This is a genomic window from Siminovitchia sp. FSL W7-1587 (assembly GCF_037963795.1).
GTDB lineage: Bacteria > Bacillota > Bacilli > Bacillales > Bacillaceae_C > Siminovitchia > Siminovitchia thermophila.
Window position 1 is genome coordinate 3,595,823 of sequence record NZ_CP150169.1, and the last position, 23,611, is coordinate 3,619,433.

General features: G+C 41.5%; 24 protein-coding genes. 19 read left to right on the forward strand and 5 right to left on the reverse strand.

Annotated features, from left to right (window positions below):
* Positions 1–53: 53 nt before the first annotated feature.
* Together NST31_RS17000 and NST31_RS17005 are read right to left on the reverse strand one after the other, a co-directional pair.
* Positions 54–221, reverse strand: coding sequence for a hypothetical protein (locus tag NST31_RS17000; protein WP_339162151.1), 168 nt, complete (start codon positions 219–221; stop codon positions 54–56).
* A gap of 19 nt (positions 222–240) precedes the next feature.
* Positions 241–450, reverse strand: a complete 210-nt coding sequence (locus tag NST31_RS17005; protein ID WP_339162153.1) for a hypothetical protein — start codon at positions 448–450, stop codon at positions 241–243.
* A gap of 312 nt (positions 451–762) precedes the next feature.
* Between NST31_RS17005 and NST31_RS17010 the strand changes: the two genes are divergently transcribed.
* Positions 763–1,305 (forward strand): GNAT family protein, encoded by a 543-nt coding sequence (locus NST31_RS17010; protein ID WP_077110783.1) that lies wholly within the window; start codon positions 763–765, stop codon positions 1,303–1,305.
* 227 nt (positions 1,306–1,532) lie between these two features.
* On the opposite strand, the gene NST31_RS17015 is transcribed toward NST31_RS17010, so the two are convergent.
* Positions 1,533–2,462 carry an aldo/keto reductase gene (locus tag NST31_RS17015; protein ID WP_339162157.1) on the reverse strand — a complete coding sequence of 310 codons (930 nt, stop codon included), beginning with the start codon at positions 2,460–2,462 and terminating at the stop codon, positions 1,533–1,535.
* Positions 2,463–2,961: 499 nt separating this feature from the next.
* On the opposite strand from NST31_RS17015, the gene NST31_RS17020 reads away from it, so the two are divergent.
* The 6 genes from NST31_RS17020 (at position 2,962) to NST31_RS17045 (ending at position 8,707) form a co-directional block, all read left to right on the forward strand.
* Positions 2,962–3,078, forward strand: coding sequence for an RAxF-45 family protein (locus tag NST31_RS17020; RefSeq protein WP_321189662.1), 117 nt, complete (start codon positions 2,962–2,964; stop codon positions 3,076–3,078).
* An 89-nt stretch (positions 3,079–3,167) separates the two neighbouring features.
* Positions 3,168–4,871, forward strand: a complete 1,704-nt coding sequence (abc-f, locus tag NST31_RS17025) for an ABC-F type ribosomal protection protein (RefSeq protein WP_339162159.1) — start codon at positions 3,168–3,170, stop codon at positions 4,869–4,871.
* A gap of 106 nt (positions 4,872–4,977) precedes the next feature.
* The gene (locus NST31_RS17030; protein ID WP_339162161.1) at positions 4,978–5,523 is read left to right on the forward strand and encodes a DUF1697 domain-containing protein; all 546 of its coding nucleotides are present in this window, start codon (positions 4,978–4,980) and stop codon (positions 5,521–5,523) included.
* Between the two features lie 976 nt (positions 5,524–6,499).
* A complete protein-coding gene (locus NST31_RS17035; protein WP_077110793.1) occupies positions 6,500–6,976 on the forward strand; it encodes a DUF2975 domain-containing protein in 477 nt (158 codons plus the stop codon).
* A 10-nt stretch (positions 6,977–6,986) separates the two neighbouring features.
* The gene (locus NST31_RS17040) at positions 6,987–7,202 is read left to right on the forward strand and encodes a helix-turn-helix transcriptional regulator (RefSeq protein ID WP_077110794.1); all 216 of its coding nucleotides are present in this window, start codon (positions 6,987–6,989) and stop codon (positions 7,200–7,202) included.
* Positions 7,203–7,945: 743 nt separating this feature from the next.
* Positions 7,946–8,707 carry an isoprenyl transferase gene (locus NST31_RS17045; RefSeq protein WP_339162163.1) on the forward strand — a complete coding sequence of 254 codons (762 nt, stop codon included), beginning with the start codon at positions 7,946–7,948 and terminating at the stop codon, positions 8,705–8,707.
* 781 nt (positions 8,708–9,488) lie between these two features.
* Here NST31_RS17045 and rpsD read toward each other — a convergent pair.
* Positions 9,489–10,091, reverse strand: coding sequence for a 30S ribosomal protein S4 (rpsD, locus tag NST31_RS17050; RefSeq protein WP_077110798.1), 603 nt, complete (start codon positions 10,089–10,091; stop codon positions 9,489–9,491).
* 692 nt (positions 10,092–10,783) lie between these two features.
* Between rpsD and refZ the strand changes: the two genes are divergently transcribed.
* From refZ to rarD, 7 genes are all read left to right on the forward strand, one after another.
* Positions 10,784–11,446 carry a forespore capture DNA-binding protein RefZ gene (gene refZ / locus NST31_RS17055; protein WP_077110802.1) on the forward strand — a complete coding sequence of 221 codons (663 nt, stop codon included), beginning with the start codon at positions 10,784–10,786 and terminating at the stop codon, positions 11,444–11,446.
* Between the two features lie 253 nt (positions 11,447–11,699).
* A complete protein-coding gene (ezrA, locus tag NST31_RS17060; protein ID WP_339162165.1) occupies positions 11,700–13,409 on the forward strand; it encodes a septation ring formation regulator EzrA in 1,710 nt (569 codons plus the stop codon).
* Between the two features lie 120 nt (positions 13,410–13,529).
* Positions 13,530–14,681: a cysteine desulfurase family protein gene (locus NST31_RS17065; protein ID WP_339162167.1), complete on the forward strand. Its 1,152-nt coding sequence runs from the start codon at positions 13,530–13,532 to the stop codon at positions 14,679–14,681.
* On the forward strand, positions 14,678–15,892 hold the full coding sequence (gene thiI, locus NST31_RS17070) for a tRNA uracil 4-sulfurtransferase ThiI (RefSeq protein ID WP_077110808.1): 1,215 nt from the start codon (positions 14,678–14,680) through the stop codon (positions 15,890–15,892). The genes NST31_RS17065 and thiI overlap by 4 nt, the downstream gene beginning before the upstream one ends.
* 100 nt (positions 15,893–15,992) lie before the next feature.
* The gene (locus NST31_RS17075; RefSeq protein WP_077110810.1) at positions 15,993–16,196 is read left to right on the forward strand and encodes an alpha/beta-type small acid-soluble spore protein; all 204 of its coding nucleotides are present in this window, start codon (positions 15,993–15,995) and stop codon (positions 16,194–16,196) included.
* Between the two features lie 177 nt (positions 16,197–16,373).
* A complete protein-coding gene (locus NST31_RS17080) occupies positions 16,374–17,960 on the forward strand; it encodes an acyl--CoA ligase (RefSeq protein ID WP_077110866.1) in 1,587 nt (528 codons plus the stop codon).
* Between the two features lie 92 nt (positions 17,961–18,052).
* Positions 18,053–18,964, forward strand: a complete 912-nt coding sequence (rarD, locus tag NST31_RS17085) for an EamA family transporter RarD (protein WP_339162170.1) — start codon at positions 18,053–18,055, stop codon at positions 18,962–18,964.
* A 5-nt stretch (positions 18,965–18,969) separates the two neighbouring features.
* Here rarD and NST31_RS17090 read toward each other — a convergent pair whose 3' ends face one another.
* A complete protein-coding gene (locus tag NST31_RS17090; protein ID WP_077110868.1) occupies positions 18,970–19,782 on the reverse strand; it encodes an NAD kinase in 813 nt (270 codons plus the stop codon).
* A gap of 122 nt (positions 19,783–19,904) precedes the next feature.
* On the opposite strand from NST31_RS17090, the gene sppA reads away from it, so the two are divergent.
* From sppA to tpx, 5 genes are all read left to right on the forward strand, one after another.
* The gene (gene sppA, locus NST31_RS17095) at positions 19,905–20,906 is read left to right on the forward strand and encodes a signal peptide peptidase SppA (protein ID WP_339162172.1); all 1,002 of its coding nucleotides are present in this window, start codon (positions 19,905–19,907) and stop codon (positions 20,904–20,906) included.
* A 15-nt stretch (positions 20,907–20,921) separates the two neighbouring features.
* The gene (locus NST31_RS17100; protein ID WP_339162173.1) at positions 20,922–21,392 is read left to right on the forward strand and encodes an RDD family protein; all 471 of its coding nucleotides are present in this window, start codon (positions 20,922–20,924) and stop codon (positions 21,390–21,392) included.
* Between the two features lie 554 nt (positions 21,393–21,946).
* The gene (locus NST31_RS17105; protein ID WP_339162175.1) at positions 21,947–22,636 is read left to right on the forward strand and encodes a DUF2953 domain-containing protein; all 690 of its coding nucleotides are present in this window, start codon (positions 21,947–21,949) and stop codon (positions 22,634–22,636) included.
* On the forward strand, positions 22,542–23,009 hold the full coding sequence (gene ytfJ, locus NST31_RS17110) for a GerW family sporulation protein (protein WP_077110819.1): 468 nt from the start codon (positions 22,542–22,544) through the stop codon (positions 23,007–23,009). Before NST31_RS17105 ends, ytfJ begins: the two co-directional genes overlap by 95 nt.
* An 81-nt stretch (positions 23,010–23,090) precedes the next feature.
* Positions 23,091–23,585 carry a thiol peroxidase gene (gene tpx / locus NST31_RS17115; RefSeq protein WP_077110821.1) on the forward strand — a complete coding sequence of 165 codons (495 nt, stop codon included), beginning with the start codon at positions 23,091–23,093 and terminating at the stop codon, positions 23,583–23,585.
* Positions 23,586–23,611: the final 26 nt, after the last annotated feature.

A 23,611-nucleotide genomic window follows, 5' to 3' on the forward strand; every position in this document is an offset into this window, starting at 1 on the left:
TATTAATATATGGAGGGATTGGAATATTGGCGATGGCATACGTCTTTTACCATTTAAATTGGTTTGTCGCCACTTTTTTCCTTTGGTGCTTTTTGCTCATTGTTTTTGTTTCTGCTCAGTCTATTTCCGGAGCTATATTCATAACCAAAATGTAGTCCGCCTGTTTTATTTTCATAATCGCCTGTTGTTACTCGATACTGCTTTTTTCCTTTTTGAACCATTTCGCGCGTTCTGCCTCCTTTAATAAGATTGTTCCCGATCATCTTCTTGAATGGATGCCTGCATTTCTTCCTCGTCAGGCTTTTGAAAACCTTTCTCCGGCTTGCCGGCGTTTTCAATGTCGCCGGAAGTTTCATAACCGCCAATATTCTTATTAGATGTCGTTCCGTAAAGGCCCATGCCATCTAATTCAGCATTCACGTTCTTTTGTCCTTTCTGTTTCTTGTCCAATGTTTCCACCTCCTACTGGTAATATGTCCTGAGAGGGATGAAATATGAGGAAAGGAAAAGCCTTAGAATCGGGAGCGGGCCGCAAATCTAAAGCTTCAGGGGCTTTTTCTAAAAAGATGTAATGATATGAAATTTTAACGTTTGATAATGGGTCATATTTTCCAGGACGAATGTGATATTATTCATGGAAAGGCTGGACATGTTTCAGTTGGGGACCGACAAAACAAATGTAAAGGATCAATTATCAGTCTAGCTTTTTTCTTTGGAAAAAATGTTGATCCGAAATTGAAAACTTGCGGGGAGTGACGGAGAATGCTGTTTGAATCAGAAAGATTAAGGTTAAGACAAATGACAACAGAGGATATAGAACTTTATCATGCATGGAGAAATGATATAGAGGTCATGCGTACAACGAATCCTTTTTTAGATGTATATCCGTTGGAAGCAACGAGACAATTTGTGGAGCAAATCATTTTGGGCTCCTCATCAGCAAAAAGTTATATGATCATTGAAAAAGAATTGAATTCACCCATTGGCATTACCTCGTTAATCAACATTGATTATAAGAATAGAAACGCTGAATGCATTATAGATATTGGAGAAAAAGATTATTGGGGAAAGGGTTATGGTTCAGAAGGGTTGAAGCTTTTGCTTGACTACGCATTTCTGGAAATGAATCTGCACCGGGTATCTCTAAAGGTTTTTTCATTTAATGAAAAAGCCATAAAATTATACAAAAAGATGGGATTTCAACCTGAGGGCACCAGTCGTGAGTGTTTGTTCAGGGAAGGGTCATGGCACGATATTATTCACATGGGGATCCTTCAGCATGAATATATGAATAGAAGCTTATAGGGAAGGGATGGAAAAACTCGTTCTCATGTACATGGAGGAAGACAAGGAACTGACAGAACGTCATGATGAACATGCAGACTGCGTAAGCACAAGCTGGCTGTCATAACGAGTTCTATGTCAGAAGGCAAGTTTTCACCAACTTATTGCTGGGACGATGTGACATGTTAATCTGAAGGGCGATAAAAAGCAGGCTGAGAAATTTCTCCGCCTGCTTCTGTCCATATTTCTTATTGAAAAATACGATCAATTTCCTGTATTTCTTCATTTGTTAATGTAACTTGCAATGTTTTTAAATTGCTTAGGACTTGTTCTTTTCGCTTCGCACCCGGAATGACGACATCAATGGCTTCCCTCGTTAAGTACCAGGCAAGCGCGACGTTTGCCGTTTCGACTCCTTTTTCATCCGCTATTGTGCGAAGCCGCTCCACTTTCTCCAGATTTTGAACAAAGGCTTCCCCTTGGAAATGAGGCATGTCAGCCCGCAAATCATCGAATGTTGATTCTTTCGTATATTTGCCAGCCAGCAGTCCGGCCGCAAGCGGAAAATACGGGATAAAGGAAAGATTCTGCTCAATCACATACGGGAAAATATCCTGTTCTGCTTCCCGGCTTAACAGATTGTAATTCCCCTGATAAACATCGACATAGCCATCTTTATTCGCTTCTTTTAACTGCTCCAGAGAAAAATTTGACAGTCCGATGCTGCGGATTTTTCCTTCATCTTTCATTTGCTTTAATGCGCCGACCGCTTCATCTTTTGGCGTGTCTTTATCGGGAAAATGAATATAAAGCAGATCAATATAATCAGTCTGCAGTCGTTTTAAGCTTTTTTCCACCTCTTTACGCAAAAATCCGGGGGAGTTGTCATATACCATTTCATCATCAACCTGCTTATGCGCCACTTTCGTCGCGATGACCACGTCCGTTCGATTGAAGTTTTCTTTCATGACCTCTCCAATCAATTCTTCCGAGCGGCCCAACCCATATATGTAGGCAGTATCCAGCATATTGATACCATTTTCAATCGCTGTCCGTACAAGTTGTTTTCCGGCTTCTTCATCTACATCACCATATAAGTTGTGGCCGCCTACATAGTTTGTTCCCAAGGCAATCGGATTGACAAATAGGCCTGATTTCCCTAACTGCACTTTTCTCATATGAATCCCTTCTTTCTTATGGTTGATCACTCGTGGCAAATGGACTTTTCTTTAGTAAAAATACTAAAGAAGCGTGATGGTGAATTCAACTGAAATGCTTTTTTGCAAGGATGTCGCCGGTAGTTTTACTTGTATTCGACCAGGCGAGTGCCGTTTATTTTTTGCAGTTTCCGTATTGCCCTTATTTTGACTTCGGACATTTTGGCGGGAAGCTACATCGACAAGAATGTGCTGGAATTTGGACAAGGAAATGAAAGCTGGGCTATCCCGGGTTCCGGTGTGGACATTGATCACTATATCCCTCGTCGGAACACTGGCATTCCTCGCTTCTTTTTTCGTGAACGCAAATGATTTGAAAGGAGGGTTGGGCATGCCCGGGTGGCGGGATATATTGTAAAAGATATGTCTCCTTACTTGAAAAAAGAAGGAGGACCCGATAAAATGAAATCAATGAATCATGAAACGGAGGTGGGGAGAGATGTTGAATCAAGCTGTTTTAGTGCACGGATTTTGGACGGAATTCTTATTGTTTAACCGTGCAAAATTTGCTGTTGCAGTTGTTAACGGGACACGTATGCCCTTTTTTAACAACTTAATAGCAAATCTAAAACGGTGAAAACATCTCTATACCCACGATATATAAGAACGGTTGAAGAGGAGCTTTCATGCTCTTTTTTTTGTGCCATTCATTATGCGTCAAAAGCCATGGGGAAAGTGTGTTTCCCATGGCTTTTTTGTGTTTATGTACTAAAGGAGGAAGTATACATGGTGATTTGCAGCGTAAATAAACTTTCTAAAATGTATGGAGGAAATCTTTTATTTGACAATATATCATTTGACATTCAAGAAAGGGACCGAGTGGGGTTGGTCGGACGAAATGGAAGCGGCAAAACTACGTTATTGAAGTTGTTGGCTGGCAACGAAACGCCTGATTCGGGTCTCATTCATTGGAAAAAAGGCATTTCCATCGGTTATCTTGCACAAATTCCGGACTATCACAACCAATTGCCCGCTAGGGAAATATTAAAAACCGCTTTCACGGAACTTTTACAAATGGAAGAAAAGCTGAGGAAACTTGAAGAGAAAATGAGTCGTGAAACAAACGAAGCAACAATGGGGAAGTTAATAGACCAGTATGGCCATGTGCAAGATCAATTCACCGTAAGGGGCGGATATGAAATAGATGCCAAAATAGAAAGAATCGTCAATGGCTTAAATATTTCCGACTTATTGGATAAGCGATACTCGGCCCTCAGCGGCGGAGAAAAGACAAAGGTAAGCTTGGCTTTTATTCTTCTCAAGAATCCTGACTTTTTATTGCTTGATGAACCGACAAATCATTTGGACTTGGCAACGGTGGAATGGTTGGGACACTTTTTGCAAGTTTACAACGGGACAGTTGTTGTCATTTCCCATGACCGTTATTTTTTGGATGATGTCGTAGATAAAATGCTGGATTTGGAAGATGGGAAAGTTGAGCAGTACCATACAAATTATTCAGGCTTTGTGAAAGAAAAAGAAGAACGTTTACTAAGAGAATTCCGTGCCTATGAAGAACAACAAAAGAAAATAAAGAAAATGCAAGAAGCGATCAAACGCTTGCGCGATTGGGCAAACAGGGCCAATCCTCCCAATGAAGGGCTTCATAAACGAGCAAGAAATATGGAAAGGGCATTGGAAAGAATGGAAAAGTTGAATAGGCCTGTATTGCAACGCAAGAAAATGAAACTGGAAATGGCGGCAGGAGATCGAAGTGGAAAAGATGTCATACGGCTCAAAGGCGTCTCAAAGAGGTTTGGAGAAAAGCTCCTATTTAAGGATGTCAACATGCATGTGGCTTATCAACAGCGAGCGGCGATTATTGGAGAAAATGGCACAGGAAAATCAACGTTGATCAAAATGATTCTTCAACAATTCGCCCCCGATGAAGGAGAAGTGAGAATAGGCAGTAATGTAAAGATTGGCTATTTGTCTCAACATATTTTTTCGGAAGTGAAAGGTGAGACCGTCTTAGAAGCATTTCGCAATGAGGTGAGGATGACGGAGGGGGAAGCGAGGCATATTTTGGCGAGATTTTTATTTTATGGACATATGGTTTTCCGCAAAGTTTCACAACTGAGTGGAGGAGAAAGAATGAGGCTTCGTCTGGCTCAACTGATGCACCAAGACACGAATTTGCTCATCTTAGACGAACCAACGAACCATCTTGATATTGAATCCCGAGAAGTATTGGAAGAAGCACTTGAAGATTATGACGGCACCATTTTAGCGGTTTCTCATGATCGTTATTTTCTCAACAAGCTGTTCGACAAGATTTATTGGATTCATTCAAAAGAAATGTATTGTTTTGGAGGAAACTTTAATTGGGCCAAAGAGAAAATGGTTGAAATGGGCATGTTTCCTAAATAACGGAGAGATCCCAACTTCATGACAAATGCGGGGGATAGAAAGTGCGTTTTTTATCCGAGTTTCGTGTTGTATAATAACTGTAACAAAAACATTGGGGGAATCGTCTATGATCCATGTTGCACTTCTTCGAGGGATTAATGTGGGAGGAAAAAATAAAGTTAATATGAAAGTGCTGAAACAATCATTTGAACGGGTGGGCATGAAAGCTGTTGTGACATATATCAATACGGGCAATATCATTTTTACAAACGATAGCCTTTCAAAAGCAGAAATCTCTCACATGTTGGAAGAAGTGATACAGGAAGATTTTGGATTATCCATTAAGGTGTTGGTCCGTAGCCTTGATGATTTTTCAATGATCATGGATTCCCTCCCTGAATCATGGAAAAACGATCAACACATGAAAAGTGATGTGATGTTTTTATGGGATGATGTGGATGATGAATCAGTACTCGGCAAGTTAGTCATTAAACCGGAGATTGATACAGTTCAATATGTGCCTGGGGCTGTTTTATGGTCCATTGACAGAAAAAATGTGACCAAAAGCGGGACGACAAAACTGGTGGGCACAAATTTATACAAGAAAATGACCGTCAGAAATGTTAACACAACACGCAAAATATATGAACTTATGCTGACAACACATTCATAAATGTTTATTCGCCGGTTTTTTAATCCGCAAGTAGGAAGGGAAAATCAAAAGCGGCCTTCGTCCTATATACCAAGGATGGAGGCCGCTTTTGCTTCCGGCTTGTTACATAAAGTGAGGTTACACACTCTTTTTGTTAAAAGAAGAACGCAATACAGTTCTCATTTCTTTAGCCGCGGAGGAATGAAATGAATCTCGGCGGGCATTCTACATTTTTGCGTTAGGATTAATCCAGAAATATCCCCAATAGACAGAAAGCCCTGATACGCAGATTTAATACATACCGCACAAATCATGGTCATAGTTTGAAGTCTTTACCCAATGTAATATATTGGAAGGGGGAGGATGTCAATGAGGACAAATTTAATGAGATTTATATTCATTGCTGTTGCACTAGCGATGGGTGTAAGTACATTGGTTTTAAGTATTTAGGGAAAATTGAAGTTAATCATGCAATCACTTTATTATCAATTTTGGCGTTGTCTGTTTAGCAATATTGAAGTTACAAGAAAAATAATCAACCTTTTAAATTGCTATTTTTTTAATGCTCAAAGACCCTCAGAAATCGAGGTGGGGGGAGCTATTGATTTGTTTGGTGCGGCGGCTGGACAAAGGAAAAACTTCGGGAGCAAAGCATTCTTTAAAAACTGCCGCCAAAAATTCCCCAAAAGGATGCTTTGCTATGAGTGAATTCAATATTCCAACCATTTTTCATAACACTTGTATGGTGGTTTCCAACAATCTGAATTTGTGCCCTTTTTATTATAGAAGCAGATTGTGGAACAACCACTTATAACTGTCGCTTAAACACAACAGAGAGTTGAAATTATAGCATTTCCTTATAATGAAGAGTGCTTTTTGCTTTTCAATAAAAATTGATGAATCGATAATTATGTATTAATAAAAAGAAAATTTTTATTGAAATTCGATAAACAGTATCTTATAATCAATTTAAAAATAATGAAGTGAGGTGCTTTTTATGAAGCGGGGATCAACACTCTTTCTAAAGACGGCTGTTATTTTTATGGGAATGCCTGCTCTTGCTTTTTGTATATATGGATTGACTTGGTTAGTTAAAAATCCGGTAAATCCAGATTATGCCCATCTACTTTATCCAATTGGGATTGGTTTGTATGTATCGGTGATTCCATTTTTCGTGGCATTGTTTCAGGCTTTTAAGCTTTTAGGCTATATTGACAATCACCAATCTTTCTCTGAATTATCTGTTAAACGTCTGAAAAATATCAAATTCTCTGCAATGGTGATCAGTGGCTTGTATGTCGTAATGACGCCATTTGTTTATCTCGTAGCAGAGATGGATGATGCACCAGGTCTCATCATAATCGGAATGATCCTTATCTTTGCTTCAATGGTAATCGCAGTCTTTGCTGCTGTTCTTCAAAGACTTTTAGAAGAAGCGATTCATATAAAATCAGAAAATGACTTAACAGTCTGAGGTGAAAGCAATGGCGATTATAATCAATATTGACGTGATGCTGGCTAAAAGGAAAATGAGCGTAACAGAACTTTCGGAAAAGGTTGGAATCACAATGGCTAACCTTTCTATATTGAAAAATGGAAAGGCAAAAGCCATTAGACTTTCAACTTTAGAGGCAATTTGCAAGGCCTTGGACTGTCAGCCCGGGGATATTTTAGAATACAGAAGTGATGAAAACACTTAATTGATTCTTACTCCTGTTGAATGTTGATTTATCTTTTCATATGAATCAAATGTATAAAAAAACTGCTACTCATGAACGAACAATAATCTCCGAAAAAGCATTGAGCTTGAACAATGGAGTTGTTCCGCCTTCTCTTAAATTTTTCCAGACATATATAGGCTTTTGGTCCTACTTACAGGAGTCCTTTTTACAACGTATTCATGTCACAAGTGTAGTAGTTATTTATGCCAGATGTGGTGAGGCTTGCAGATATCTCTTTGTGGCAGTTGTCCCCTTGCAGCTGCGCTGTATTTGAACTTTTTACCCACCAATATGTGGGGCAGTGGCGTCTGCCCGTGGTTATTAGTCGTTATTATCGTCTTTTTATGCTACTTGCACTTGCTTTAATATATGCATAGCAGAAGAGCTCGCATCCTCTTTGGAGCTTGGGAATATCCAAATCAAACCTCTTGTTCACGTGGGTTCATGAGTTTTATTAGGATGTTGCAGTAGCGACGTTAAAGCAGGCTAAGGGAGGGAAAATGTCACGAGAGTAGATGCAAACAGGTTAATGTTCAGAAGGTGAGAAACGATCATATCAGCATATTAAATAACATATAAAAATAGAAGGAAAATAGCTTTTTAAATATATAAAGGCTTCTGAATTACATCTGAAAAGGTGCTGTGTCCGCCTCTGTCTGCAGTCTTGAACTGTGTCCAGAGGGTAATTGGAAAGATTTTAACAATATCGCGGGGGACAGACAATGTCAATGAAAATTCCTTTTTTAAAAAATAAGCAATCGAAAGAACTCTTCCACTATCCAGAAGATAATATACCCGAACATATATCCATCATTATGGACGGAAACGGACGCTGGGCGCATAAGCGGGGCATGCCCAGGGTTGCTGGCCATAAAGAAGGGGTATCTGCCGTCGTAAAAATTGTCAAAGCAGCAGTCAAGTGCAAAGTGAAGGTTCTGACACTTTATACGTTTTCCACGGAAAATTGGAAACGTCCAAAGCCAGAGATAGACTTTATATTGAGACTTCCCAAGGAGTTTCTGCATATTTATCTGCCAGACCTTATAGCCAATAATGTCCGCATCGAGGTAATCGGTGACAGGGCCAATCTTCCGGCCCATACATGGGAGGCCTTACAGTATGCAATTGAACGTACGCGGCATAATGACGGTCTTCAGTTGAATATTGCGCTCAACTATGGAAGCAGGAGCGAGATGCTGAGTGCTATGAAAGAAATGTTCGCGGATGTAAACGATGCGAAATTGTCACTGGCTGACGTTGATGAAAAGCGGTTTTCAGAATATCTGTATACAGCTGGTATGACAGACCCCGACTTGCTTATTCGCACTGGTGGGGAAAAACGCCTGAGCAATTTTCTTCTCTGGCAGCTGGCGTACACGGAATTCTGGTTTACCGATGTGCTGTGGCCGGATTTCTCCGAGAAGGAATTTTTGCGCGCGCTTGAAGAATACCGAAAACGAAAAAGAAGGTATGGCGGAATATAAGATGGTGAGGGAAACATGATGCAGTCTCTTTTTTGTTAATCTCGAAACTTTCGTCGCGGTTGATGGCGTTTGGAGCGATTCACAATCAAGGAACGACGTTAGTGCTTTACCCGGACACCCGAACTGCTGAACAAGAACTATCGAAATATATGTTCAATAGCAATTGATAAAGTCCATACTGTTCCAGTGGAAAAAGACGTTCCTCGAATAACGCGGTGATATGGAATGATATGGAGCTAATCCGCGTCCGCATCGGCATCCGCGTCGGCTTTGAGTTACGTTTGAAAGGACGTTGTTGAATTTCATTAACAACGACGACGCCAAAAGGATTGAACGATAAAGCTTCTAGATAGGATACTCGGTTTTGAGCCAATCCTGCCACTCCGGACCGAGTTGAATTTTTGATGGGAAAATTTGTGGGATTGAAGCAAAGACTAAAGAAGACAGGGTTTTTTTATACAAAGAGGCTTTAGCGAAAATATGATCAAATGGACTGGAATGTGAATTGTTACATGCAATGGTGATATTGTTCCAGCCCCAAAAACTTTTGGGCTGGCTGAAAAAGACATTAGTGATAAAGTTGGGAATCGACATAAAAAATCTTGATAAGAATTGTTAAGCAAGATACATGAAGTGATCAATCCGGCGTCTGGCCGATCATTTTGATTAAGAACTTCCCTAAACAGCTAAATGATACTGTTACTCAAATAAAAAGCCCCAAAACCTTTATATACCAAGGGTTTGGGGCTTTCTAAATACTGTGTTCTACAAAGCAATTCTATTAACGTGAGTAGAACTCAACGATAAAGGCCTCATTGATTTCCGGAGGCAATTCGGAACGCTCTGGGAGACGTACCAATGTTCCTTCAAGCTTGTCTGGATCAAAAGAAACGTATTCTGGAACAAAGTTAGTAGCCTCGACAGAGTCCTTGATAATGTCAAGGTTTCTTGATTTTTCACGAACGCTGATGACTTGGCCAGGGATGACTTTGTAAGACGGAATGTCAACGCGACGTCCATCTACCAGGATATGTCCATGGTTTACGAGCTGGCGTGCTTGGCGGCGAGTGCGCGCAAGACCTAGACGGTAAACGATGTTGTCAAGGCGCTGTTCAAGAAGGATCATGAAGTTTTCACCATGTTTACCTTTCATTTTTCCAGCTCTGTTAAAAGTGTTTTTGAACTGGCGCTCAGTAACACCGTACATATGGCGAAGCTTTTGTTTTTCCTGAAGCTGCAATCCATATTCAGATAGTTTTTTGCGTTGGTTCGGACCATGTTGTCCTGGTGCATATGGGCGTTTTTCCAATTCTTTTCCAGTACCGCTTAAAGAAATGCCGAGTCGGCGTGATAATTTCCAGCTTGGGCCGGTATAACGAGCCATAAATGACTCCTCCTTTGGTTTTATTTTGTTGTAAAATAAAAACCGATACGAGATTTACATAGACGGATATTTTATTTTCATGCACCTTCGCCCTAGCAGCAGCGGGTTACGCGATGCACCTCAAAAGAGGAATAAAATACGGCACATCCATGCAATCTTTCAGGCTGCATTATTTTACACACAAGCTCAATTATATGGGGAATTACGTATAAAGTCAAGATTCTCTTTTTCGTTTGGCGCGGCGGAGAATCTGATTTCGCGCAGACTCTTTGGCAGCATATGATCAAGCCGCCAATTCCGGGCTGATCGCGGGGCAAGCCAAAGCCCTTACCCGCGCATAGCCGGAAATACCGGCGCATAGAAAGAAATACCCGCGCATAGCCGGAAATACCCGCGTATAGCTGGAAATACCCGCGTATAGCCGGAAATACCCGCGTATAGCTGGAAATACCCGCGCATAAGCGAAAATCTCGGCACTAAAGCGCTGCCCGGTCCTCAAAACTAAATGTGACCATTGTTCGACTGGCCTGTGGACCCTATTCCCACTCAAAAAACATCATTTTTATCACATTTTACAAAAATATGTCGAGAAATTTTCGCAGGTGAAAGGCGTGACCGAACCGAAATGGTATATATCATGTCTTTTACGAGCTCCGGATCTTCAAGACAATGGATCAAAAGGAGGTTTCACATTGTCTGTTTCTGTAAATAATACGAAAGAATTGATCTTTGAAGCGGCGATAGAACTGTTTCATGCCAAGGGTTTCAAAGGAACAACGATCCGTGACATAGCTGCCAAGGCAAGGGTTAATCCTGCGAATATTTCTTATTATTTTCAAGGAAAGCAAGGTTTGCTTGAAGCTTGTCTGATCCGCTTTTTTGAATCTTATGTGCTGTGTCTGGAAGAAGAAGCAAAAAAGTTGGAGTGGGAAGAGCCCGAAATTTGTTTCAATAGAGCGATTAAAAAGATTTTATATTATCAAAGTGAATGCTATTTGTTAACAAGGCTTGTATGGAGGGAGATCACGATTGATTCCCAAGTGTCACGGGAAATTATTTCATCCTATTTGATGAAGGAACGTTATTACCTGAAAATATTGGCTTCAGCGGTGCTTGAGGAAAAGAAAACAGTTTTGCCGTTGAGTATGTTCATTATCCAGTTGAAGGGAATGCTGACCATGCCTTATTTAAACAGCCAATATGTAAGTGAAGTGTGGGGAATCCATCTGCAAGATTCTTATTTTATAGAAAAATATTACGGATTTATCAAGGACTGGGTTGGTGCAACGATCGGGTCCCGACGAGATTCTGCCTATGTTGAGTCGCTTCAGCCTGCTGCTTTGAAGAGTGTTTAACGCCCGGCATGACAGGGCGTTTTTTTATTGTTTAAGCTCAAAAGACAGGCAGGATATGGATTGAAAAATGGGAACTCAAGAGGCGGAGCGAATTTTTTTCCTTATTCGTTATAGAAATAAATTGAGAAAAATATGCATTTATCAGTCAAAAAATGTCGCCGACATGGTATTATAGAAGGAAATAAAAAGATATACGAAAGTTGATATATATATATATGTTTGGGCTGAATGATGGAAGGAGCAGGGGCAGACAATGAAATACGGTGTTGAACTCGTCATCAGCGCGATCATCTTTGTCATTCTTTTGTTTGTGGTGGGTTATATCATCCGAAAAAAGTATTACAAGGACATTGATCAGCTGGAAGCGGTAAAAATGGAAATCATGAACCAGCCTGTCGCAGCAGAATTGGCAAAAGTAAAGCAGTTGAATATGACAGGAAAAACGGAGGAATTATTTGAAAAATGGCGGAAAACATGGGATGAAATTGTCACTGTCCGATTACCTCATATTGATGAGCTTCTCTTTGATGCGGAGGAATTTACGGATAAATTCCATTTTAACAAAGTGAAAGAAGTCCGTGCAAAAATTGAAACGAGCTTGTCAGAAATTGATAAAGATATTCAAGAAATTCTCGATCAATTAAAAGAGCTTGTTGAAAGTGAAGAAAAAAATAGAACTGATTTTGATCAGTTGAAAGAGACATATAACAAAACAAAGAAAAGGCTGATTACAGAAGGTCATACATATGGAAGTGCGCTGAATCGTTTGGATAGCATGTTAAAAGAAGTTGGAGAAAAAATTGCCAACTATGAGCAATTAACGGAACAAGGCGACTATCTTGGGGCGCGGAAAGTAATTCTTTCTGTAGCTGATGAGTTGAAGCTGCTGGAAGAAAAGTTGCAAAAGGTTCCGATCTTGTTGAAGGAATGCCAGACAAGTATTCCTTCCAAATTGGAAGAGTTGACAAGTGGCTATCGGGAAATGATCGAACAAGGATACGTCCTGGAACATATCCAAATGGACCAAATGATGGAAAGTATCAAAAAAGAGATGGAAACCTACAAGGAGCTTTTGTCCAATACCGAAACCGAAGAAGTGGAAAAAGGGCTGGAAGAAGCGAAAGAAAAAATTGAATCACTTTATGACCTTTTGGAAAAAGAAGTATATGCAAGGCAATATATCATGCAAAAAAACGAAGAGACGGAAGCCTTTTTGCTTAAACTGGTTGAAGAAAATGCCAAACTCCTATCGGAGACTGATCAAGTTCAAGAGAGTTATCAATTAATGGAGAATCATTTGGACATCCCAGTAAATTTGGAAAAATCATTAAGCCAGCTAGTAAAGCGCAACGAGTTGCTCAAAGAAAAACTGGCAGAGGATCGATCAGCTTTTTCTTTTCTAGGTGAAGAATTAGCCGAAATAGAAAGCGAGCTGGAACAATTGGAAAAGGAGCAAAAAGCTTTTGCAGAACATCTCCAACGCTTGCGAAAAGATGAGCTGGAGGCACGGGAAAAAATTGCCGACCTCAAGAGGAAAATAAGCGAAATCGTCCGGCTTGTGCAAAAAAGCCGTATGCCGGGATTGCCAAGTGATGTCGAGTCGCTTTATGAACAGGCGGGCGAGCAAGTGGAAGATGTGTTTCGCTGTCTGCGGGAAAAACCATTGAACATGGAAATGGTTCAAAAATATTTATATGAGGCAACCGATACGGTCGATCACTTGTATAACCGGATGGAAGAGCATATCGAAAACGCAAGGTTTGCCGAACAGGTTATTCAATATGCAAATCGGTACAGGGGACAAGATAAGGAGCTTCGGGAAAGCTTGGAAACGGCTGAGCGCGCCTTTCGTAATTATGAATACCGTGCGGCATTGGAGCAAGCAGCCACAGCCGTTGAAAGAATAGAACCCGGTGCCTTAAAGCGGATTGAGCAAATGTTTAATGAAGAGCTGCATGTGTAAAAAGAGCGAACCGAAGGGGATTCGCTCTTTTTGCTTAAAATTTTGCCATCCATATTTTCATCATTCATTGTGTATGTTAATATGTATGATTGACTATCGAATTCATTAGTAGGTGTAACCATGATTTATTTGGATAATAGTGCTACTACAAAACCTTATGACGCTGTCATAAAAGCATTTACAGATGTCAGCAGACAATTTTTCGGCAATCCTTCTTCACTTCACGTCATGGGAGGAGAAGCGGAAAAGCTTTTAACAAAAGCACGTGAACAAATCGCGCATCTTGCTGCTGTAACACCCGGTGAAATTTATTTTACATCGGGGGGCTCCGAAGGAAATAACCTGGCGATCAAAGGAACGGCCATGATGTATCGAGACCGCGGCAACCATATTATTACGACAAGCGTGGAGCACCCGTCCGTAAAGAAATCTTGTGAACAATTGCGGGAATTGGGATATCAAGTGACGTACATTCCCGTAAACAAAGATGGATTTATTCATCCAGATGATATAGCACATCATATAACTGATCAAACGATTCTTGTTTCCGTCATTCATGTAAACAATGAAGTGGGAATGATACAGCCGATTGCCCAGATCGGCAAGCTTTTAAAACAATTTCCGAAAGTACTATACCATGTCGACCACGTTCAAGGTGCGGCCAAGGTGCCTTTGGATCTGTATGAATCGAACATTGACATCTGCACTTTTTCTGCCCACAAATTTCATGGATTGAAAGGGAATGGGTTTGTTTTTATAAGAGATGGCGTTAGAATCGCGCCGCTCTTATCAGGGGGAAACCAGGAGAATGGTATGAGAAGCGGGACGGAAAATACAGCCGGGATCGTGGCAATGGCGAAGGCCTACCGGATGGCGGAAGAAAAGCGGAAACGAGAAATGGAAAAGCTGTGGCAAATCCGCGCCTATTTGTTCAACGAGTTCCAAAAAATGCCGGATTTGCTTGTCAACACGCCTGAAGAAAAAGCGGCCCCCCATATCATCAATGTTTCTTGCGTGGGACTAAAAGGTGAAGTCGTTGTTCATGCTTTATCGGAAGAAGGGATGATCGTATCAACGACGAGTGCCTGCTCTTCCAAAGATAAAACACCAAGCGGTACGTTGAAGGCGATGGGGGTGTCTGATTCAATCGCAAATGGGGCGATCAGAATTAGCCTTTCGTATGAAAACACAATGGATGAAGCGGTGCAAATGGTGGCCGCGCTTGAAAAAGTGCTGGTTAGATTAACGAAAGTAATGAGGCGAAACGGATGAAATATGACAGAATATTGATCAGATACGGAGAAATGACATTAAAAGGGAGAAATCGCAAGCATTTTATCAGAATGCTGAAGAAAAACATTCAATATATTTTATATAAGTTCCGCAATGCCAAAGTAGAAGCGGCACATGACAGAATGTACATCATTTTAAATGGGGAGCCTTACGAGCAAATTATGACAAAGCTGCGTCATGTTTTTGGGATCCAATCGTTCAGCCCCGCGGTGAAAACACCAAAAGATATAGAGGAAATCAGGAACGCAGCCCTTTTTGTCGTTCAAAAAACGTACGAGCCGGGGAATACGTTCAAAATATCGGCGCGCCGGGCCGATAAAACGTTTGAATATGATACGAACGAGCTTAATCATGCTGTTGGCGCCCATATTTTGATTAACGTGGAAGGCATTCGGGTAAATGTGAAAAAACCGGATATTAATGTGGTTGTTGAAATCAGGCACGATGCCGCCTATATATCCGGAGAAATCATTCAAGGCAGAGGCGGCTTTCCCGCGCGTTCATCTGGAAAAGCGATGTTAATGCTTTCGGGCGGTATTGACAGTCCCGTTGCCGGATATTTGGCAATGAAGCGGGGAGTTGACATTGAGGCCGTTCATTTTCATAGTCCGCCGTATACGAGTGAGCGGGCCAAGCAAAAAGTGCTGGATATAGCGGCCAAGCTTGCTCCTTTTACCGGAAGGGTTAAAGTCCATATCGTTCCGTTTACGAACATTCAGGAAACGATTCATAAGGTAATTCCTGAGGGATATTCCATGACTGCCACAAGAAGAATGATGCTCAGGATTACAGATGAACTGAGAGAAAAACATGAGGCGCTTGCGATTATTAATGGAGAAAGCCTGGGACAGGTTGCCAGTCAGACAATGGAAAGCATGTTGGCTATTAATGATGTCACGAATACCCCTATACTGAGGCCGTTAATTGCGATGGACAAAAATGAAATTATCCAAATTGCAAGAGATATCGACACTCTTGACATTTCTAACAGACCCTATGAGGATTGTTGTACCATTTTTACCCCGCCAGCACCAAAAACAAGGCCAAAAAGAGAAAAAATCATTGAATATGAGAGTAAGTTTGATTGGAAACCGCTGTTATCCGAAGCCATTGACCAAACGGAGACGGTTGTCGTCAAAAGCGGCGGAATCGAACAGGAAACCGGAGAAGATCACGCCCATTTATTCTAATTGTAGAATCTTTTTTCAAAAGCAGGAACATTTACCAAGTTTTTTTTGAATGATGCCGTGTGTTTTCGCACAATCTATCCTTACAAGGAGGTGAAAACACATGGCAAACAACAACAGCAACCAAATCCTTGTTCCTGGAGCGGAGCAAGCTATCGATCAAATGAAAATGGAAATTGCTCAAGAGTTTGGTGTCAACCTTGGTGCTGACACAACTTCCCGTGCAAACGGATCTGTTGGTGGTGAAATCACCAAGCGCCTTGTATCAATGGCTCAACAACAAATGGGTGGCGGACAATTAAGATAACAATCTTATAACGTATGGCTATGGAAGCGGGCTTTGTCCCGCTTCCTTTCCTTTTATTTAGCGATAAGAAAGCGGCTGCGTTTAGTGTAATGAAATAGTTCTTTTTGATATTAAATTTTCTTATTATTTTGTATAATAATAGGCGAATAAAAAAAGGGGGAGACCATAGTGGATAAAGTGGATCGAGACAGCTTGATCGCGCCGGAAAACTATAACATCATGCTGGAAATGGAACGATTTGCAGATCAACAAAAGCGAATTGCGATTCAGTGGGAAAATGAAGAGGGAAAAGAGCAAGAAATTACGTATCCCGAGCTGTTGAAAAAGGCGAATAAAATTGGAAATGTTTTCCTCCAATCCGGATTGAAAAAAGGGGATACAATTCTCGTGATGATTCCGCGGCTAATTGAAGCATATGCTGTTTATATGGCGGCTCTTAAAGCCGGCATCATAGTGATTCCAAGCTCAGAAATGCTCAAAACGAAAGACCTGGAATATCGAATTGTCCATGGAGACGTAAAAGCAGTTGTCACATATTGTCCTTACGTTGAGCAATTAAATCAATCAGAGTATGCTGGTCGTTTGAAAAAGTTTTCTGTTGGCGGGGAAGCCCCAGGGTGGCAGCACCTTGAAAAAATGATGGAAAGCGCCGGAGACGAAATGAAAATTGCTCCTACCACAAGAGAGGATACGGCATTTTTATCCTATACTTCAGGGACGACCGGCAATCCGAAAGGCGTTGTACACACGCATGGATGGGGTTATGCCCATTTGCGGACAGCCGCGCCCAATTGGCTATGCATTGAAGAAAATGATGTTGTTTGGGCGACTGCAGGTCCAGGGTGGCAAAAGTGGATTTGGAGCCCCTTCCTTTCGGTGCTTGGAACAGGAGCCACGGGGTTCGTCTATCATGGAAAATTTGAACCGGAGAAGTACTTGGCTTTAATGGACAAATATCATGTGAATGTCCTTTGCTGTACGCCAACGGAATATAGGCTGATGGCTAAAGTGGATCAGTTGGATCAATACAAGTTGGAGCATTTACATAGCGCCGTTTCTGCGGGAGAGCCGCTAAACCGGGAAGTAATTGATGTGTTTAGGAGACATTTCAATATTGATGTCAGGGATGGATACGGGCAAACGGAAAACACGCTCCTTGTAGGAATTACGAAAGAGATGGAACTCCGTCCAGGTTCGATGGGGAAACCGACACCCGGCAATATCGTTGAAATTATTGATGAAGACGGGAGTCCATGTGTGGTTGATGAAGTCGGCGATATTGCCGTGCACCGAAATTCACCGGCTTTATTTAAAAAATATTATAAAGATCCTGAAAGAACAGCGATGCAATACCGGGGCGATTACTATATTACAGGGGACAAAGCGCGAAAAGATGCCGACGGGTATTTTTGGTTTGAAGGGCGCGGTGACGACATTATCATCAGTTCCGGCTACACGATTGGTCCGTTTGAAGTCGAAGATGCCCTCATCAAGCACCCCGCGGTCAGGGAGTGTGCGGTTGTGGCCAGCCCAGACGAAATCAGGGGAAATATCGTAAAGGCCTACGTAGTATTGAAAGAACAATATGAAGATAGTAAGGATCTGATCGGTGAATTACAAGAACATGTGAAGCAGATGACCGCTCCATACAAATATCCAAGGGAAATTGAGTTTATTGACGAACTGCCTAAGACAGTTTCAGGAAAAATACGCCGGGTTGAGCTTCGGAAACGAGATCAGGAAAAAAAGCAATTCAATAGTTAGTCTTTCAGAAAATGCATCTTATATAGCCAAATTTCTCAAAATCGGATATAATGAAAATATTTCGAGAAACTAAATATCGGGAGAAATTGGCCATGACTAAAAAAGAGCAAGGCGGCGTTTTTTATGGAACTGCCGCCTACTTTATGTGGGGGATCTTACCTGTTTATTGGAAACTGCTGGATACTATTTCGGCGCAAGAATTATTGGCGCACCGGGTCTTTTGGTCTTTTTGGTTTATGCTTTTGTTAATGGTTTTTAGCAGAAAGTGGAATTTTTTTATGAAAAATGCAAGGGAAGTGATCCGTCGTCCCAAAACGATACTTGCCTTTTTCGCTCTTTCTCTCTTGATCAGCGCCAACTGGTTTATTTTTATTTGGGCGGTCAATGTGGGAAAAGTAGTAGAAACAAGCCTGGGTTATTATATTAACCCGCTTATCAGCATCGTTTTAGGTGTTGTTGTATTAAAAGAAAGGCTGGCGAAAATACATGTCATTTCCTTTTTTCTCGCTTTGGTCGGAGTACTTATTTTGACTTTTGCCTATGGGCAATTTCCGTGGATATCATTTGCTTTGGCTTTATCGTTCGGAATATACGGATTGATTAAAAAAATGGTTGTAATGGATTCAGCTTCGGGGCTGACCATTGAAACGATGTTTGTCATGCCTGTAGCGCTTATCTATTTGGCAGTCCTTGCTGTTAAAGGGGGCGGCTCTTTTTTGTCCGGTTCCTGGAGTGTGGATCTTTTACTTGTGGGATCGGGAGCTGTCACCGCTTTGCCGTTGTTGTTTTTTGCAAAAGGGGTACAGAGGATCCCACTTTATCTAATGGGATTTTTGCAATACATTGCGCCATCCCTCATGTTGATACTCGGCTTGTTCCTGTATAAGGAACCTTTTGGAACGGTCAGGCTTGTCGCTTTTACTTTTATATGGGGAGCGCTCGTCCTATTTTCCCTGTCCTCCGTTAAGTGGACACATGTGCGACAGCGCGATAAAACGGCATAACATCCTTACAAAAAGGTTCTTTTGACTTTTTCCCAAAAAGAATTGTTTTTCAGTTTGACTGTTTTTATATAGCGGTCGCTTAATTGAATATCAACTTCTTTCACATGCTGGATGCTAAGAGCCTCATTGTCCATGCCCATTGTCGGATATTCATTTCCGCCTTGGGCTATTTTCAAGGTCAACGTCCTGTTTTTGCTTAATATGAACGGGGATCCGAGCGTTCGATAGCGATTGCTGTTAACGGACGCCATTTCACTTACTTGGAGACAGGGCAGGAGCGGATCGACAACGGCTCCCCTGACTGACTTGTTATATGCGGTGCTCCCTGTCGGTGTAGCAATAATCATCCCGTCCCCGCGGAATGTTTCAAAATGAAAGCCGTCTATAAACACGTCCAGTACAAGTGTTTTAATGATTGTGGAGCGAATGGTAAATTCATTCAAACAATAAAAGGAGCCTTCTTCATCAATATCCACTTTAATGACAGGATATTTTCTTACCTCGATTTGCTCCATTGTCATCGCATCGATCATTCCGTGGAGATCATCTATTTGAAAGTCGCAATACAGACCGCGGAAGCGGTCGTCATCAATTCCGACATAAAGAGCATCTTGACGGAATCCTGTTTTCCGAACGGCTTGCAGGAAAGTCCCGTCTCCCCCAATACTGGCAATAATGTTGGCTTCACGAGCGTTTTCAACGATTGTAAAGCCGTGTCTTTCTGCCGTTTCATGAAGAACGGCTATTTTGGCGCTCGCTGCCTTGTCGTTTTGATAGAAAATATGCTTATAGAAAAAGTATATTTTTTTCCGGACCATTTGGTAAATTCTCCCTTCGCCCATTTCACTTTCTTCATGTTCCTTATTTTGATAAAGTTTATCATGAAAGTGAAACCCTTTAAAAGCTTTATCCGTATGTATCATTGGAAGGAGGAAGTCGAATGAATGGAAAAAGGTGGGCCGCACTTGGTATTGCGGCGGGTATATTTTTTGTGTCCATTATAATGAACATGGCCAGTGCTTTTTTCTTTGGCGATTTTAAGAAAATGTTTAAGGAAAATTTTCTGGCAACCCAGACGTTCAGCGAAGAAGTTATGGAGTCTGGAGATCCCATGAAGCGGATTGCTGTTTTAAATGTGGATGGGGTTATTCAGGATACAGGTGAAGCACCTTCCTTCATGTCGGAAGGATATTTTCACAGAGACTTTATGAAGCAATTAAATCAGGTTAAAGACGATGACAGTATCAAAGGAATCGTTCTCAATGTAAACACCCCAGGAGGCGGTACGAAAGAGTCGGCTGAAATTCATGACAAATTAGTCGAAATTCAAAAAGAGACGAAAAAGCCCGTTTATGTATCGATGGGCTCTATGGCTGCATCTGGAGGATATTATATATCAGCATCTGCTGATAAAATTTTCGCAACTCCTGAAACGATCACCGGTTCTCTCGGTGTGATCATGCAAAGCTTAAATTATAGCGAATTGGCTGATAAGGTCGGTATCGACTATAAAACGATCAAAAGCGGCAAATTTAAAGATATTATGAGTCCGTCGAGAGAAATGACAGATGAAGAAGCCCAGATCCTTCAAAGCATGATAGAAAACTCGTACAACGGCTTTGTCAAGGTCATTGCTGATGGGCGGGGCATGTCTGAGGACGAAGTCCGGAAAATCGCCGATGGCCGCATATATGACGGTTATCAGGCGAAGGAATTAAATCTGATAGACGAGTTCGGTTATAGTGAAGATGCGATTGAAAAGATGAAAAAAGACCATAAACTGCAAGGTGCCGAAGTAATTCGATTTACTTCCGACGCCGGCTTTGGATCGTTTTTCAGCGTGGCAGCCCAAAAATTATCAGGAACATCTGGGGTAAATGAGCTTCTCCACGCCTTGAATCGTCCAAATTCACCGCGGCTCATGTATTTATACACGCAATAAGGGAGGTGGCAATGAATGGATGAACTGCAACCTGACAAGACGGCAGCATGGGAATATGGCGGATTTTGGATGCGGTTTTGGGCTTATTTACTTGACTTGCTTGTGATCGCCGGTATCAATGGCATCTTAATCAAGCCGATTTTTCGCCTTTTCGATCTTTCATTAGACGCGAGTGGGATTTTTACCCCCATTAATATCACAACGGCTGTCGTATTTTACGTATATTTTATTTTGATGACAAAGTTTTTTGGCCAGACACTTGGAAAAATGGTCTTTGGATTAAAAGTCGTCCCCCTCAACGATCGGGAATTAAGCTGGACAACGGTTATTTTTCGGGAATGGATCGGACGTTATATTTCTGCCACTTTTCAGATCTTGTATGTAATAGCCGCTTTCACGCCAAAGAAACAGGCACTGCATGATTTGTTTGCCGAGACAACCGTTATACACGAGCGTTCCAACACGATGAAACCTGCCTATGAGTAGGGCAAGGTTAGATTCTAACTGCATAGGAATTGCTCAAAAAGAACGGGTTAAATCGAAGTATGGGCTAGAATATAAAAAGTGGATGGCAATTTTTGCAAGTTGCAAGTAATCGTAAAAATGGATTGTAATTCCAAAGCAGCGAGTAACTGGTAAAAGTGGCTAGTAATTTCCAAAAAGTCTCGAGTAACTCAAAAAAAGTGGATAGTAATTCTTACAAGTTGCAAGTAAGTCGCACAAGGTAATTCCCACAAGTTGCAAGTAAGTCGCACAAGGTAATTCCCACAAGTTGCAAGTATAATTTGCAAAATGGATCGTAATTTCCAAAGTCGCGCGTAACTCAAAAAAAGGATGCAAATCCCATAAGTAGCTCATAACTCGCAAAAGACGATCGTAACGCCCGAACGTCGATTTGACATGGGAAAAAATATAAAATCTCTCCAAAACGGTGAATGGATTTGCAGTGCTTAAGCTTTCGAGGGTTTTTCAATAACCTGCCTATAAAGAGGCAGGTTTATTTTTTTTTCATACGGCAAAACTGATGCCGGAGGTAGCTTATGGGTACGGTTTTGATTACAGCGATGATGGTGGCAGGCTTGTTGGTCATTTTCATCCTGTTATCCAATATAAAAGTTTCATTACAGTTGAGCGCGGATGTTTCCAAGTGCATCTTATCCATTCAAATACGTTTTTTATACGGACTCATTCGGATCAATAGAAATGTTGATCTTAAAAAGCTTGCTGAAAAGTTGAAAGAAAACAAAACGGCGGAAGAGGTTTTTCGTTTCCGGGAAAAAATAAAGGATGAAGCCAATGTTGAAAAAATGAAAGGGATTAAGTCTTTTTTATGGAAGCAGCTTCCGAAGATACAAATTCACCGGTTCGTTTGGCATTCCAGCGTCGGCTTGAATGATGCTGCCGCAACAGGGGTTTTGTCCGGTGCTGTTTGGGCTTTAAAAGGGACGGCTTCCGCCTGGCTTAAAAGCTTATCCTGCATGAAATGTGAGCCGGAAATCTCCCTTGATCCTTCTTTTCAATCCTACTCAGCGAAAACGAACCTTTCATGTATGGTATCGATCCGGACAGGAAAAGCTATATGGACGATACTGCAACTATATTTACAACGGAAAAAGTTACAAAATGGGAGGACAGATGATGGAACATCCAATCAAAGGTGTAATGACAACGGCCATGGAGAATCTAAAGGAAATGATCGATGTGAACACGATCATCGGCGATCCGGTTGAAATTCCTGATGGCGGTGTGATTTTAACAGTTTCTAAAGTAGGGTTCGGGTTTGCCATGGGAGGAAGCGAATTTTCGGCAGGAAGCAAATCGGGAGGGGGTTATGATGAGGAGTCGACAGACCTGCCGTTTGGCGGTGGAAGCGGCGGGGGAGTGTCCATCACGCCTATTGCCTTTTTGGTCGTCAATTCCGATGGCGTCAATATGCTTCACCTTGAACAGAATACTCATCTGCTTGAAAAAATGATGGATATGGCTCCCGCGGCGATCGAAAAAGTCCAATGGTTTATGAAAAACAGTCAATCTGCCAAGAACAAGCATTCTTCCGATGAAAAACATGACCAAAAGGATAAAAGATTGGATTATCATATTTAGTTTTTTTCTGGCATCTTTTTCCTTGCCATTTCGAATAAAATCCATCATGATGGGAGATATAATCGACAAGGGGGAATGTTTATGCCAGCAGTGACATTTGGCGGCAATCCGGTTACACTTGATGGAAATCCAGTCAAACCGGGAGATGCAGCACCTGATTTTACCGTTTTGGCCCAAGACTTGTCAGAAGTGAAGTTGAGCGATTTTAGCGGCGTGCGCGTCATCAGTGTTGTTCCATCCGTGGATACGGGAGTATGCGCGGTACAAACAAAACGTTTTAATGAAGAAACAGCCCTTAAAAATGCGACTGTTTTAACCATTTCTGCAGACTTGCCGTTTGCCCAAAAACGATGGGCCCAGGAAAATGGCCTTGACGACGCCAAGATTTTTTCAGACCACCGTGACCTGTCTTTTGGACAAGCCTACGGGGTTGTCATAAAAGAATTCAGGCTTCTTGCCCGCAGCGTATTCGTCATCGACAGCAATAATCAAATAGCTTATGCAGAATATGTCAGTGAAGTAACCGATCATCCTGATTACGAAGCTGCCATCGAAGCGGTAAAAAATGCGAAGTAACAAGATCTAATCCCCGGTAAGGGGAT

Coding starts and splice junctions, on each gene's coding strand:
- NST31_RS17105 (WP_339162175.1), top strand. CDS start 21,947: ATGGGTACGGTTTTGATTACAGCGATGATGGTGGCAGGCTTGTTGGTC.
- NST31_RS17075 (WP_077110810.1), top strand. CDS start 15,993: ATGGCAAACAACAACAGCAACCAAATCCTTGTTCCTGGAGCGGAGCAA.
- sppA (WP_339162172.1), top strand. CDS start 19,905: ATGAATGGAAAAAGGTGGGCCGCACTTGGTATTGCGGCGGGTATATTT.
- NST31_RS17040 (WP_077110794.1), top strand. CDS start 6,987: ATGGCGATTATAATCAATATTGACGTGATGCTGGCTAAAAGGAAAATG.
- NST31_RS17000 (WP_339162151.1), bottom strand. CDS start 221: ATGGTTCAAAAAGGAAAAAAGCAGTATCGAGTAACAACAGGCGATTAT.
- NST31_RS17045 (WP_339162163.1), top strand. CDS start 7,946: ATGTCAATGAAAATTCCTTTTTTAAAAAATAAGCAATCGAAAGAACTC.
- tpx (WP_077110821.1), top strand. CDS start 23,091: ATGCCAGCAGTGACATTTGGCGGCAATCCGGTTACACTTGATGGAAAT.
- rpsD (WP_077110798.1), bottom strand. CDS start 10,091: ATGGCTCGTTATACCGGCCCAAGCTGGAAATTATCACGCCGACTCGGC.
- NST31_RS17030 (WP_339162161.1), top strand. CDS start 4,978: ATGATCCATGTTGCACTTCTTCGAGGGATTAATGTGGGAGGAAAAAAT.
- thiI (WP_077110808.1), top strand. CDS start 14,678: ATGAAATATGACAGAATATTGATCAGATACGGAGAAATGACATTAAAA.
- NST31_RS17090 (WP_077110868.1), bottom strand. CDS start 19,782: ATGGTCCGGAAAAAAATATACTTTTTCTATAAGCATATTTTCTATCAA.
- abc-f (WP_339162159.1), top strand. CDS start 3,168: ATGGGGAAAGTGTGTTTCCCATGGCTTTTTTGTGTTTATGTACTAAAG.
- NST31_RS17010 (WP_077110783.1), top strand. CDS start 763: ATGCTGTTTGAATCAGAAAGATTAAGGTTAAGACAAATGACAACAGAG.
- ytfJ (WP_077110819.1), top strand. CDS start 22,542: ATGATGGAACATCCAATCAAAGGTGTAATGACAACGGCCATGGAGAAT.
- rarD (WP_339162170.1), top strand. CDS start 18,053: ATGACTAAAAAAGAGCAAGGCGGCGTTTTTTATGGAACTGCCGCCTAC.
- NST31_RS17015 (WP_339162157.1), bottom strand. CDS start 2,462: ATGAGAAAAGTGCAGTTAGGGAAATCAGGCCTATTTGTCAATCCGATT.
- NST31_RS17035 (WP_077110793.1), top strand. CDS start 6,500: ATGAAGCGGGGATCAACACTCTTTCTAAAGACGGCTGTTATTTTTATG.
- ezrA (WP_339162165.1), top strand. CDS start 11,700: ATGAAATACGGTGTTGAACTCGTCATCAGCGCGATCATCTTTGTCATT.
- NST31_RS17065 (WP_339162167.1), top strand. CDS start 13,530: ATGATTTATTTGGATAATAGTGCTACTACAAAACCTTATGACGCTGTC.
- NST31_RS17100 (WP_339162173.1), top strand. CDS start 20,922: ATGGATGAACTGCAACCTGACAAGACGGCAGCATGGGAATATGGCGGA.